Source organism: Bradyrhizobium sp. 613_E4_N2_2 (assembly GCF_052075995.1).
GTDB classification, from domain to species: domain Bacteria; phylum Pseudomonadota; class Alphaproteobacteria; order Rhizobiales; family Xanthobacteraceae; genus Bradyrhizobium; species Bradyrhizobium barranii.
Map to the genome: position 1 here is coordinate 923,319 of NZ_CP197234.1, position 13,330 is coordinate 936,648.

At 65.0% G+C, this 13,330-nt stretch carries 11 protein-coding genes; 8 read left to right on the plus strand and 3 right to left on the minus strand.

The window, feature by feature from the left end:
* Nucleotides 1-95: 95 nt before the first annotated feature.
* Nucleotides 96-1,646 carry an ABC transporter substrate-binding protein gene (locus tag AB7290_RS04340; RefSeq protein ID WP_085398351.1) on the minus strand — a complete coding sequence of 517 codons (1,551 nt, stop codon included), beginning with the start codon at nt 1,644-1,646 and terminating at the stop codon, nt 96-98.
* 215 nt (nt 1,647-1,861) lie between these two features.
* Between AB7290_RS04340 and AB7290_RS04345 the strand changes: the two genes are divergently transcribed.
* The 5 genes from AB7290_RS04345 to AB7290_RS04365 all read left to right on the plus strand — a co-directional run bounded on the left by AB7290_RS04345 (nt 1,862) and on the right by AB7290_RS04365 (nt 6,484).
* Entirely contained in the window at nt 1,862-2,500 is a 639-nt protein-coding gene (locus tag AB7290_RS04345) for a TetR/AcrR family transcriptional regulator (protein WP_085398350.1), read from the plus strand.
* A gap of 253 nt (nt 2,501-2,753) precedes the next feature.
* Nucleotides 2,754-3,416, plus strand: a complete 663-nt coding sequence (locus AB7290_RS04350; RefSeq protein ID WP_354077903.1) for a DUF3313 domain-containing protein — start codon at nt 2,754-2,756, stop codon at nt 3,414-3,416.
* A 32-nt stretch (nt 3,417-3,448) separates the two neighbouring features.
* Entirely contained in the window at nt 3,449-4,018 is a 570-nt protein-coding gene (locus AB7290_RS04355; RefSeq protein WP_085398352.1) for a DUF2147 domain-containing protein, read from the plus strand.
* 193 nt (nt 4,019-4,211) lie between these two features.
* Nucleotides 4,212-5,144, plus strand: coding sequence for a helix-turn-helix domain-containing protein (locus AB7290_RS04360; protein WP_085398348.1), 933 nt, complete (start codon nt 4,212-4,214; stop codon nt 5,142-5,144).
* Between the two features lie 95 nt (nt 5,145-5,239).
* Nucleotides 5,240-6,484, plus strand: a complete 1,245-nt coding sequence (locus AB7290_RS04365; protein ID WP_085398347.1) for an acyl-CoA dehydrogenase family protein — start codon at nt 5,240-5,242, stop codon at nt 6,482-6,484.
* 55 nt (nt 6,485-6,539) lie between these two features.
* Here AB7290_RS04365 and AB7290_RS04370 read toward each other — a convergent pair whose 3' ends face one another.
* The gene (locus AB7290_RS04370; protein ID WP_441253357.1) at nt 6,540-8,090 is read right to left on the minus strand and encodes a winged helix-turn-helix domain-containing protein; all 1,551 of its coding nucleotides are present in this window, start codon (nt 8,088-8,090) and stop codon (nt 6,540-6,542) included.
* 133 nt (nt 8,091-8,223) lie between these two features.
* Here AB7290_RS04370 and mddA point away from each other — a divergent pair, with 133 nt between their 5' ends.
* Both mddA and AB7290_RS04380 read left to right on the plus strand, forming a co-directional pair.
* On the plus strand, nt 8,224-9,012 hold the full coding sequence (gene mddA / locus AB7290_RS04375; protein ID WP_085398346.1) for a methanethiol S-methyltransferase: 789 nt from the start codon (nt 8,224-8,226) through the stop codon (nt 9,010-9,012).
* Nucleotides 9,013-9,219: 207 nt separating this feature from the next.
* On the plus strand, nt 9,220-9,642 hold the full coding sequence (locus tag AB7290_RS04380) for a GFA family protein (RefSeq protein ID WP_085398345.1): 423 nt from the start codon (nt 9,220-9,222) through the stop codon (nt 9,640-9,642).
* 202 nt (nt 9,643-9,844) lie between these two features.
* Here the strand turns inward: AB7290_RS04380 and AB7290_RS04385 are convergent, their stop codons facing one another.
* Nucleotides 9,845-11,404, minus strand: coding sequence for a winged helix-turn-helix domain-containing protein (locus AB7290_RS04385; protein WP_085398843.1), 1,560 nt, complete (start codon nt 11,402-11,404; stop codon nt 9,845-9,847).
* A 492-nt stretch (nt 11,405-11,896) separates the two neighbouring features.
* Between AB7290_RS04385 and pcaB the strand changes: the two genes are divergently transcribed.
* Nucleotides 11,897-13,258, plus strand: coding sequence for a 3-carboxy-cis,cis-muconate cycloisomerase (gene pcaB / locus AB7290_RS04390; RefSeq protein WP_085398845.1), 1,362 nt, complete (start codon nt 11,897-11,899; stop codon nt 13,256-13,258).
* Nucleotides 13,259-13,330 lie beyond the last annotated feature (72 nt).

Below are 13,330 nucleotides of genomic sequence, written 5' to 3' on the forward strand. Positions count from 1 at the left end.
TAGTTGGGCTCGCGGAGACTCCCCCTCACCCGAATGTGCGCTATGCGCACATTCGACCTCTCCCCGCGAGCGGGGAGAGGTGAAGAGGGCAGCCATCACTTGTCCAGCCATGCGTCCTTGAAGCCGTCATTGACCCCGATGCCCGTGGTGATCAGGTTCTTGACCTTGCAGCGGGTGATGGTCGGGAATTGCAATTCCAGCATCCAGGCCACCGGCACGTCCTCGACCAGGATTTTTTGCGCCTTCTCGTAGATCTCCTTGCGCTTCGAGTCCGGCGTCGCGGTCGCGCCGTCGGCGAAGAGCTTGTCGATCTCCGGGTTGGAGTAGCCCTCGACGTTGTTGAAGACCTGCCCCTTGGCGATGTTGCTGGAGATATAATTGCGGCCGACGCCGAGCGCGGGATCGCCATACTGGTAGAGATAGGTGAAGGCGATGTCGTAGTCCCAGTCGCCGATCTTCTGGTTGCCGCCGGCAACGTCGGTGGCGATCGTCTCGATGTTCATGCCGACGTCCTGGAGGTTCTGCTTCACGGCTTCACCCCAGCGCTGCCAGGTCTCGCCATAGGCGAGCGGCAGCAGGCGGATCTTCTCGCCCTTGTAGCCGGCTTCCTTCAGCAGCGCCTTGGCCTTGGCAGGATCGTAAGGGTATTTCGGCACGTCGTCGGTGTAGTACTTGATGGTCGAGGCGGACGGGCCGGTCGCGACCTTGCCGAGCCCGTTCCAGATCACGTCCTTGGCGAAGTCGCGGTCGATCGCGAACATGATCGCCTGCCGCACCCGCTTGTCGGCGAGCGGACCCTGGCGGTTGTTGAGCCACAGCCAGGCCAGCGGCGAGAAGAACTCCCAGCCGGCGCCGGTGACGCAGGTGTCCTTCAGCTTGGACAGCCGCGGCACGTCGAAATTCTCGACCGAGCCGCCGGGCAGCACGTCGACCTTGCCGGTCTCGTACGCCACCGAGCGCGCGGCGGCGTCGGGAATGATCTGCCAGTAGATCTCGTCGAGATAGGGCTTGCCCTTTTCGTGGTAGTTCGGGTTCTTGACCAGGCGGATGAACGAGCCCTTCTGCCACTCCTTGAACATGAAGGGGCCGGTGCCGACCGGCGCGTTGTTGTAGGGGTTGGTCTTCCAGTCGGTGCCTTCATAGAGATGCTTCGGCACCATCGGCATCGAGCCGACCTCGAAGATGCCGAGGAACGGTCCGAACGGCTGCTTCAGCGTGAACACCACCGTATAGTCGTCCGGCGTCTCGATCTTGTCGACCTGCGCCAGATTGGTGCGGGCACGCGCATGCGTCTGCTTCAGCATCTCCATCGAGAACAGGACGTCGGCGGCGGTGAAGGGCTTGCCGTCATGCCAGGTCACGCCCTTCTTGAGCTTGAAGGTGTAGGTCTTGGCGTCCTCGCTGACGCTCCAGCTTTCGGCAAGCTCCGGCAGCGGCTCGAGCTTGGGGCTGTAGCGCAGCAGGCCCTCGAAGATGTTGCCCGAGACCATTTGAGTCGGGCCGTTCTGGACCTGCGCAAGCATCAGGCCGGGCGGCTCGGGCTGGATCACGGCGTTGATCACGCCCCCCGTCCTCGGCTCTTGCGCCAGCGCCGAGGCCGTGAGGCCGCAAGCCAGGAGGGCACCAAGCAACACTCGTTTTGGCATGTCGTATCTTTCTCAAGCGAGACCGGCCGAAAACGCTTCGCACGTCATGGCGCGCGAAGCTCCGGCCGGCCCATCCCAGTCCCCATCCGATATCGAGGCTCACACAGTCTCATTCGGGGCCGCAAGATGAAAGTCTCGACAGTGTTCGCACAAAAAATGTACAGCGCGTCCTGTTTTCACTTGATTCATTGTCTTGTCACGGAGACAAGTCGGCCATGGACAATGCCAGCCGCTCCGAACGATCCCGTAACGCCGCACTCGAAGCGGCCATCGCGATCATCGCGCGCGACGGGCCGGGCCGGCTGACGCTGGATGCGATCGCGCGCGAGAGCGGACTCAGCAAGGGCGGCGTGATGCATCAGTTCCGCACCAAGGAAGCGGTGCTGAAGGCGTTGCTCGACCGGCAGATGGCGCATTTCGAGGAGTTCGCCACCAGCACCATGGCAAAGGTGAGCGCGACCTCCGCGAATCCCAACCTGGCGACCCAGCTCGCGACCGTGCGCGAAGCGGCCACCTCGCCGAATTCTGCCGCGCTGGCGCTGGTTGCGGCCATGGTCGAGAATCCCAGCCTGATGGCGCTGCCGCGCGAGCGCGAGATGGAGAGGATGGCGGCGATCAGGGAAGAGGCCACTGATCCCGATCTCGCGATGCTGCGCTGGGCCGGCGCGATGGGGCTGTTGTTGAGCTCGTTGTTCGGCATGTCGCCGCTCAGCAAGGACGAGCATCAGCGGCTGTTCGCGCGTCTGCTCGACGACGCGCAGTGGACCGGCCTCGAACGGCCGGCCGCCAAAGGCACCGCCAAATCCCGCGCGCCATCGGCTACGAAGGCCGCAACGCCGCGCAAGCGCGCCTGATTCATCGTTAACGATTTCCCGCCGATAGCTGCCCAAAGCCGCGCCTGCGGCCAAATGCGCCAGGCCCGTGTTTTTGAACGTTACAAACCGCCTAGTCGGTTTTACAAATGGACACACTGAGACGGCCCAAGGCTTCCGAGATGGCCCCGGACGAAGCCTCGGGTTGGCACTGGTGAGCGCCGCAGCCGCGTCTGGTCCCGTACGCGGCTGCGGTCGCCACTGCCTGGGCAGCAAGCCGCTAGAGGAGTCTGGAATGAATCGCTCGATCGCCCTGCGCGGTCTGGGAACGCTCCTGCTCGGCGCAGCCGTCGCGGGCTGCGCCACCGTCGCGCCCGTGCCGTATTCCGGGATGGCGTCCTCAGCCTACATGGCTCCGGACAAGTCGGACGCCTCCGGCCGCGTGCCCTACCGCTATTCCACGCCGGTCGACTGGCGCGCTTATAATAGAGTCATCCTCGAACCGGTCGTGGTCTATCGCGGCAGGGATCACCAGTTCGGCGACATGTCCGACAAGGACAAGGCGACGCTTGCCGCCTACATGCAGACCCGTTTCGCCGAGGGTCTGCGCGGCCGCTTCGCGCTGGTGCGCGAGCGTGGGCCGGAGACACTGCGGATCAGGCTGACACTCACCGGCGCCGTCGCCAACACGCCGGTGCTCGGCACGCTCTCCCGCTTCGACGTCGCCGGCGCCGTCTACAACGGCGTGCAGGCCGCGCGCGACGGCGAGGGCACCATGACCGGCTCGGTGATCTACGGCGTCGAGATCTTCGACGCCGCGACCGCGCGCCTGCTCTCCGCTTACGTCACCAAGCAATACCCGGCTGCCTACGACATCAAGGCCACCGCCGGCGCGCTCGCCGCCGCCACCGCCGGCCTCGACAAGGGCGCCGACGCCTTGATGGCGCAATTGAACTGACGCCGCGACCCATCCAACGAAAGGTGCCGCTGATGAACATTGTCCTTCGCTTCGTGTTGCGCGTTGCGATCACGATCCTGATGATGGTGTTTGGCGGCCGCGCCGGCGCCGCGGCGCCGCCCGATCCCAGCGGCACCTGGCTCGTCCAGGACGGCCGCGCGCGCATCAGGCTCGAGCGTTGCGGGCCGTCGCGCGACCGCATCTGCGGCTTCATCATCTGGATGAAGGAGCCGGCCGACAAGCGCGGCCAGCCCTATCGCGACAAGGAGAATCCCGATCCCGACAAGCGCGCCCGCGCGCTGCTCGGCCATCAGCTCATCATGGGTTTGCAGGCGACGCCGGAGGGACAGTTCGCCGGCGAGATCTACAATGCCGAGGACGGCAAATCCTATTCGGTCTCGCTGTGGCGCGACTCCGCCGATCGCCTCAAGCTCAGGGGTTGCCTGATCAAGTTCCTGTGCCAGACCCAGACCTGGCAACAGACCCTCGACGTGCTGCCCGGCCAGCTCGTCGGCCTCACCGGCGATCTCAACGGCCCCCGCGCCGACAAGGAATGGGCCGCCGTGCCGGCACCGAAGCCGATGCAGGCGAAAGCCAGGTAGCGGATTGCTCCTCTAACCACTCACTTGGTTTCCGGTGCGCCGACGGCTGCGCTCGCAATGACGACGTGATGACGGTCGCATATTGCGCGCCTTCGAGATTTGACCGGTTGTTCGCCAAAAGCTATCCTTCCGTCCCGCTGGGTCGTCCAATCTGAATTTGCACGCGCGAATTCCTCGTTCCGGGGGCGCACCTATGGAATGGTCAGCCAAGCCATCTCGCGCCGATCAGCCCTTCGGCAGTTGGGCCGACGATCTCGCTGCGGCCTTTGTCCGGCTCGAGCCGCGTAAAATCGCCGACCGTCCCTTCGAAGGTTCGATCGCGCGTACCGACGCTGCGTCGGTCCAGATTTCGCTGGTGAAAGCCACAGGGCACTGCGTTCTCCGGCTGCGGCCCCATATTGCGCGAAGCACGGACGATCTCTGCTTCGTCAATCTCCAGCTCGAGGGTCTGGGCCGCACGACGCAGCGGGGACACGAGCAGGTCTGTGCGCCCGGCGACCTCGCGGTCGCCGATACGACCGAGCCGTTCGAGATTGCCAACGGCCGCGACTTCCGCCTCTTTTGCTTTGCCGTGCCGCGGCGGCACCTGCCAAAGAGCTTTGCGGATTCTCCGCGGCTTGCGTTGTCGAGGACGGAAAATGGCCGCGCGTTGTCGCGCACGCTCGCAGGCTATGCCGAGCTTTGCCTGGCAGCACCCGCCGTTGCGGCAAGCAGCGGCACGCATGTGGTCGAGCTGATCGCGCATGCACCGGAGATGCTGGGTGAAATGCCGGTTGCGCGCGTGAATGCGCCCGTGCTGCTGTCGATGATGCTCGACCATATCGACCGCCACAGCGACGATCCCGGTCTCGATGCCGAATTGCTTGCCCGGAAGTTCCGCTGCTCGGAGCGCTATGTGCACCGGTTGTTCGTCGCGACCGGCCGCTCCGTCGGCGAGCATGTCAGCGATCGGCGGATCCTGATCTGCGCCCGCGACCTGCTCGACGCGCAGCATCGTCACAAGGCCATCTCCACGATCGCGTATGAGGCCGGCTTTTCCGACATCTCGCACTTCAACCGCCTCTTCAAGCGCAGTCACGGCCTCGCCCCGCGCGAATTTCGGAGGACGAAGGGGAAGGGCGAGTAGTTCACCTCCAGCCAAGAATTAGGTCGCTGCCGACCAAGATTTTCCGCCCTCGCTCGGCTCACCCTGGTGACCTGCCGGAGCGAGGGAGATGTTCGATGGCGATTGATTTCACGCTTTCACCTGCGCAGCGCGCGTTGCAGCTTCAATCGCGAAAATTCGCGGCGGAGGTCTTGGCCGGCGCCGGCAAGGCCGAGTTGCTGGCGACGCCGGAAGAGCGCTTCCTCGCGACGAAGCCGACCTATGAGGCGATGGTCGCTGCTGGTTATCTGCGCAAATGCATTCCGGCGCCGGCGGGCGGCGACAATGCCGGACTCATCGACATGGCGATCCTGGCGGAAGAATTCTACGCTGTGAATCCGAGCGTGACGCTGACCATGCTCGGCACGGTGCTCGGTCTGCTGCCAATTCTGCTTGGTGGCACCGCGGAGCAATGCGCCCGCCTGCTTGCACCGTTCCTGAAGACGAGCGGCGCTCCGCTTGCGGGCTTCTGCTCCTCGGAACCCGGCGGCAGCGCCAATGCTGCCGCACCGCCGCCGGGCGAGGGCGTGCGCACCACCGCAAAACGCGAGCTCGGCAATTGGATCATCAACGGCCGCAAGAAATGGGTGTCGTCCGCCACCGGGTGGGACCGCAATGGCGCCGACGTGTTGTGCGTGGTGTGCCGGACCAATCCCGCCGCGCCACCGGAGCAGGGTGTCTCCATCATTGCGGTCGAAGGCCCGGTGCATGGCATCGTGTTCGAACGCGCCATTGATTCGATCGGCCACCGCGCTCACCTCGTGCCGGAATTCAGCCTGCGTGCCGTCACCGCGCCGCACGGCAATCTGCTCGGGCAGGAGGGGGGCGGCTTGATGCTGGCGTCCGCCGCCTTCACCGGCACGGCGGCGCTGGTCGGCATCTTCGGTGTCGCCCTGATGCGGGCCGCCTTCGACTTCGCACTGCATTTTGCCCGCACCGAGAAACGCGGCGGGGTACAGGCGATCATCGAGCATCAGGCGGTCGGCTATGCACTCGCCGATGCCAAGACCACTATCGAAGCCGCGCGTTACCTGAGCTGGCGGGCCTGCCACGCGCTCGATACGCAATCACCGGGCGCCGACGAGCTCGCGGTCCAGGCCAAGATTTTCGGCTCCGAAGCCGCGGTGCGGGTCATCACCGACCTGATGCGCGTGGTCGGCATCGACAGCTATGATCACGCGGCGCCGTTCGGCCGCTTGTTGCAGGACGCGTTGGCGCTGCCGATCTTCGACGGTGGCAACATGGGCGTTCGGCGGCGCCAGCTCCACGCGATGCTGATGCGGCCCGATTACGATCCACTGACCGCGTGCGGAGGAGCCTGAGACGACGCGTCGTATCTGCATCCGCCCTTTGCGCATTTGCGGGGAGAGGGAGTCTCTACCCCAACCCCGCGCGCCGGAATCCCTCCAGATAGTGCTCGCGATCGGCGTCACTGGCCCAAGGCAGCTGCGTCGCGATCCAGTGCAGCGAGATGTTGGGCTGGGTACGTCGGAGTTCACCCAGCGCCATCTCGGCGAGCGCGCCGTCGCCGGTCATGCCGGCGGACACCGCGAGCACGCGGTAGGCGCCGGTGAGGTCGCCGCGATGGCGGATCGCCTCGCGCGCCAGCGCGATCGCCTCGTCGTAATGCCGTTCGGTGAAGCGCGCATAGCCGGCAATGCCGTAATAGATCGCCAGTGACGGATCGCGCGGCGAGAGCCGGATCGCCCTCTGCGCCGCATCGAACGATTCCCCGGAGCGGCCGGCGTAGGACAGCGCCAGCGCGTAATAACCCTGCGCCAGCGAGAAGTTCGGGTTGAGCGCGAGCGCCTGCTCGAACTCGGACAGCGCGTCGGAAAGCCTGCGCGTCGAGAAGAAGACGCTGCCGAGCGCGGCATGCGCCCAGGCATCCTCGTGGTCATGGCGCACCGCGGCGAGCGCGGCGGCCTCCGCGATCGGCACCGTCGTGGCAAGCTCCGCCCAGCCGAGATGGACGCCGAACATGTGGCTTGCCGCGAGCACCGACAGCGCCTGACCGTAGTTCGAGTCGATCGAAATGGCGCGTTCGAGCAACGCCTGCGCAGCCTTGTGGTCCTGCTGCGTCACCCGCCAGTAATGCGACAGCGCGCGCATCAACAGGTCCCAGGCATCGAGGCTCGCGGGCGGCTTGCGGTCGGCGCGAAAATTCTCTGCCGCATGGATCTGCGGCTCGATCGCCGCGACGATCGCGTTGGTGATGTCGTCCTGCACGGCGAAGACGTCGACAAGCTCGCGGTCGTAGCGCTCGGCCCAGAGATGGCTGCCGGTGGTGGCGTCGTTGAGCTGCGCGGTGATGCGCACACGGTTGTCGACCTTGCGCACGCTGCCTTCGACGATGTAGCGGACGCCGAGCTCTTCGGCGATCTGCCTGATATGAACCGAGCGCCCCTTGTAGGTGAAGGACGAATTGCGGGCGATCACCATGAACCAGCGCTGCTTCGACAGCGCGGTGAGAATGTCCTCGCTGATCCCGTCGCCGAAATATTCCTGCGCGGGATCGCCGCTCATGTTCTCGAAGGCGAGCACCGCGATCGCCGGGCGGTCCGTCACGGCGCGCACCGGGGCAGGGCCGGATTCCACCGGCGCAAGCGTCGCTGCCACATCTTCCCGGACGTCGCCGACGAAGCGAAAGCCTTTGCGCGGGATCGTCTTGATCAGCCGCTGCGTCGCGCCGTCGTCGCCAAGCGCCTTGCGTGCGGCATTGATTCGGCTGTTCAGGGCGGAATCCGAGACGATGCGGTCGCTCCAGATCTGGCTGATCAGGTCATCCTTGCTGACCACACGGGCGCGTTGCGCGACCAGATAGAGCAGCAGATCGAACACCTGCGGCTGCAGCGGCACGGCCGCGCCGCTGCAGGTCAGTTCCCGCAGGTCGCCGTCGAGCACGTTGTTTTCAAAGAGAAATCGCACGTTTCTGTCGTCTCAAGCAAAAATCAAAGTGGTCTCAGGCGAAAATCAACCGTCCGCGAAAGTCAGGGGGTGTCCGATCCGGCATGGTGCGAACACTAAACAGTGCCGATGCCTCGGCACAACGGAGCGTTCTATGACCCAACTTGATCACCAGCTTCATTCCATCGGCCCGGAGGTTGCGGGCTCACGCATTTTCAAATTCATCGGCTTTCTGTACGGAATTGCGGCATATCTCGTGTTTTTCGTCACCATTCTCTATGCCATCGGCTTCGTCATGGGGCTGGTGGTGCCGAAGACCATCGACACCGGAACCGACACGCCGACGGCCGAAGCCGTCATCATCAATCTACTGCTGATGACGCTGTTCGCCCTTCAGCACAGCGTGATGGCGCGCAAGCAGTTCAAGGCGTGGTGGACGCAGTTCGTCCCCAAGCCGGTCGAGCGCTCGACCTACGTGCTGTTCGCGAGCCTGTCATTGCTGCTCCTGTTCTGGCAGTGGCGTCCGATGCCTACGGTCGTATGGGATGTCGGAAACCCGGATCTCGCCGTGACGCTGGTCACGCTGTCCCTCGCGGGCTGGGTGCTGGTGTTCGCCTCGACCTTCATCATCAATCACTTCGAATTGTTCGGGTTGCACCAGGTGACCAACCATCTCGTGGGCAATGAGGCGGCGCCGCCGCGCTTCAAGACGCCGTTGTTCTACAAGTTCGTTCGTCATCCGATCTATCTCGGCTTCATCATCGCGTTCTGGGCGGCGCCGGTCATGACGGCGGGCCATCTGCTGTTCGCGGCCGTGACCACGCTCTACATCTTCGTCGGCATCGCGCTGGAGGAGCACGACCTCGTCGATCTCTTCGGCGACGAATACCGGCAGTACAAACAACGGGTGTCGATGCTTATTCCCTGGCGCAGATCGGTATAGCCGTAGCATCTTTCCGCCGCGTCCACCGAAAGGAGGACGCGCGGCGGAACCGAAGCGCGTAACGGACGTTGCCGGCCTCCAGCCTTCAACGTCCCTCGGGGTGATTCCCTCCGCTCCGACGCCTCTCCCCGCATCCGCCTTTGCCGGTTTATCGGCGAGCCGGAGCGGGGAGAGGAATTTCAACCTTCATCCAACGGAGACGACCCAATGAAACATGTCGGAAACTGCTTCTGTGGCGCGGTCACAATCGAGGTCACAGGCGAGCCGGCGGCGATGGGCTATTGCCATTGCCGCTCCTGCCGCTCGTGGTCGGGCGGACCGGTGAATGCCTTCAGCCTGTGGAAGCCGGAAGCCGTGCGCATCACCGAAGGCGCCCAGAACGTCGAGACCTTTGCCAAGACGCCGCTCAGCCAGCGCAAATATTGCAAGAAGTGCGGCGGTCATCTCATGACCAACCACCCGCCGCTCGACTTGATCGACGTCTTCACCGCCACCATCCCCACGCTCGCCTTCACGCCCGGCGTCCACGTCAACTATTCGGAGACGGTGCTGCCGATGCGCGACGGCCTGCCGAAGCTGAAGGACTTTCCGGCCGAGTTCGGCGGCAGCGGCGAGATGATGCAGGAGTAGAGGTGCTCTTACCCTCCCTTGGAGGGGGAGGGTCGATCGCGCGAAGCGCGAGCGGGGTGGGGTGATCTCTCCACGCAGGCAGTGTTCGTTGTGGAGAGACCGTCACCCCACCCCGTCTCTCATCTTCGCTGCGCTCAGATGCGAGCCGACCCACGGGCGAGCTACGCTCGTCCCGGACCCCTCCAGGGGAGGGTAAACAGCATCACCTCATTCCCGCGCGCCGAAACCCCTGCAGATAGTGCTCGCGATCCTCTGCCCGCCGCATCGGAAGCTCGCGCGTGAGCCAGGCCAGCGAGATGCCGGGCTGGGTGCGTTGCAGGCCCCGCAACGCGTACGCCGCGAGCTGAGGATCGCCCAACATGCCGGCGGCTGCCGTCAGCACGCGATGGGCGCCGACGAAATCGGCGCGCTGTCGCATCGATTCCCGCGCCATCTGCACGGCTCCCTCATAGTTGCGGCCGATGAACTGGGCATAGGCGGCTACGCCGCAATAGATCGCCGCGAGCGGATCGCGCGGGCTCAGCCGCAGCGCGCGGCGTGCGGCGGCATCGCCGTCTCGCCATCTCCCGGCGTAGCACAGCGTCACGCCGTAGAAAGCGTGCGCCATCGCAAAATTCGGATTGAGTTGCAGCGTCAGCTCGAACTCAGCCAGCGCGTCGTCGAAGCGGCGGCGGAACAAATAAGTGTAAGCCAGACCGTGATGGGCCCAGGCGTCCTCGCGATCGGCTTCCACCGCCGCGAGCGCCGCGCGTTCGGCGACCGGCACGGTCATGGCCATGTCGGCCCAACCCATATGCGCGCCGAAGATATGGCTGGTCGCGAGCAGGCCCAGCGCCTTGCCATAGGCGGGATCGATCGCGGTCGCCTGTTCCAGCAGTCCTTGCGCGGCGGCGTTGTCCTCGCGCGTGATGCGCCAGTAATGCGACAGCGCACGCATCACGAGGTCCCAGGCGTCGAGGCTGCCCGGTGGCTTCTGCTGGGCACGAAAGCTTTCGGCGGTATAGAGCTGCGGCTCGATCGCGGCGACGATCGCCTCGGTGATCTCGTCCTGCACGGCGAAGATGTCGGCAAGCTCGCGGTCGTAACGCTCGGCCCAGAGATGGCTGCCGGTCGAGACGTCGTTGAGCTGCGCCGAGATGCGCAGGCGATCGCCGCTGCGCCGCACGCTGCCTTCGAGCACATAGCGTACGCCGAGCTCGCGCGCGACTTCGTGCATGTGCACGGCGCGGCCCTTGTAGACGAAGGAAGAGTTACGGGCGACGACGAAGAACCAGCGCAGCTTCGACAGCGCCGTGATGATGTCCTCGCTGATGCCGTCGGAGAAATAGTCCTGCTCGCGGTCGCCGCTCATATTGGTGAAGGGCAGAACGGCGATCGCGGGACGGTCGGGCAGCGCGAGCGCCGCCTGCGGCGCCTGGGCGACACGGCCCAGCTCCGGCAAGGCCGCGCCGCGCTGCGTCTGGACAGCGCCGACGAAACGAAAGCCCTTGCGCGCGATGGTGCGGATCAGCGCCTGGTTGGCTCCGCTGTCGCCGATCGCCTTGCGCGCCGCGTTGATCCGGCTGGTCAGGGTGGATTCGGAGACGCTGCGCCCGTGCCAGATCTTGTCGATCAGCTCATCCTTGCTGACCACCCGGTCGCGGTTCTCCATGAGGTGGACGACGAGGTCGAAGACCTGCGGCTCCACGGCCACGGGAACCTGCTCGCGGCTCAGCTCGCGCCGGTCGGTGTCGAGAAGGTGGTCCCGGAACATAAACTGCACGTCGAAAACTCAACCCTCGCAATGACATCAGGCAATGATGAAATCAGAATGGATTTCGACTCTAAGACTGTGAGTCCGCTGAGCGGCCTGCCGGGTTCACCACGATCGCGTGATGGCTGCTATGCCGTTTTCGGATAGGAATGCAACTTGAATGAGAATGTGGCGGGTCTGGTGGACTGTCGCGGGCTGCGCACATAGCCCGATCTTGCCGCGCGCACAATTTATCCCCGTTCCCCTGAAGTGGCCGCCTTGTCACGGCCGTCGAAGGGCGACGGCCCGGCTGCATCGCGGCCGCTCATCATTTCGAGGCGCTTCGTGCGCCGCCGCGCGTCGCACGCTTCGCATCTCAGGATGGCGGGGGTGATGGAGCGATGCGCCGTCGTAATGTCGTCGTACGGCATCGAATGGGTGGCGAGCCATGAATGTCCATTGCCGAACAGCGCGGCCCGCGTAAGCTGCTCTCACACAAACGCAAACCATAAAGAAACGCCCATGCCCGCTTTTCCCGCCTCGACGACCGTGCTCGATTCCATGCTGTTCCGCGACGCCTTCGGCACGCCCGAGATGCGCGAGGTGTTTTCCGATGTCGCGCTGGTGGCGCGCTATGCCGAGGTCGAGGTGGCGCTGGCGAAGGCGGAGGCGAAGTGCGGCGTGATCCCGCAGGAAGCCGCCGACCAGATCGCGGCGCTGACCGACGTCGCCGCATTCGATTTCGATCTGCTGCGACAGGAGACCGACATCGTCGGCTATCCGATCCTGCCGCTGGTTCATCAGATGGTGAAGCAGTGCGGCGAGGCCGGCCGCTATGTGCATTGGGGCGCGACCACGCAGGACATCATGGATACCGCGGTGGTGCTGCAATTGCGCGCCGCGCTCGGGATCGTCGAGCGCGACATCGCCGAGCTGCGAAACATCCTCGCGGACCTCTCGAAGCGCTACCGCGACACGCCGATGGCCGGGCGTACCCATCTCCAGCAGGCGCTGCCGGTGACGTTCGGCTACAAGACCGCGATCTGGCTCGCGATGTTCGACCGCCACGCCGAGCGGCTCGTGCAATTGAAGCCGCGCGTGCTGGTCGGACAGTTCGCCGGCGCCGCCGGAACGCTGGCCTCGCTCGGCGGCAAGGGGTTCGAGGTGCAGGAGGCGCTCTGCGCCGAGCTCGGGCTCGGCGTTCCCGCCTCGACCTGGCACGTCGCGCGCGACGGCTTTGCCGAGGCCGTGAATTTCCTCGCGCTGGTCACAGGCTCGCTCGGCAAGATCGCACTCGACATCATGATCATGGCCTCGACCGAGTTCGCCGAGGTCTACGAGCCCTTCGTCAAGGGCCGCGGCGCCTCCTCGACCATGCCGCAGAAGCGCAACCCGATCTCCTCGGAGCTGATGCTCGCGGCGTCCAAGGCGGTGCGCCAGCATGCCGGTCTGATGCTGGATGCGATGGTGCAGGATTTCGAGCGCGCCACCGGGCCCTGGCATGCCGAATGGATGGCGATCCCGGAAAGCTTCGTGCTGACCGCCGGCGCGCTGCACCAGGCGAAGTTTGCGCTAGCAGGCCTCATCGTCGATGAAAGGAAGATGAACGACAATCTCTCCATCAGCCGCGGCCTGATCGTGGCCGAAGCGGTCATGATGGGGCTGGCGCCGCAGATCGGGCGGCAGGAGGCGCATGACGTGGTCTATGATGCCTGCCGGCTCGCCAATGAGAAGGGTCTGACATTGGCGGACGCGCTCTCGTCCGACGCCCGCGTCTCCGTCAGGATCGACCGTGCCACGATCGAAGCGCTGACTTCACCGAAAAATTACCTCGGCCTTGCGCCTGCCATGGTCGACCGGGTGCTGAAATCGGCAACGCGTTGAAAACCAAAATGCGCGAAACTCCGTATCTCTCCGTGTCGCAAGGCGCTCGCGCACTTGCGCCTTGCGATGCTA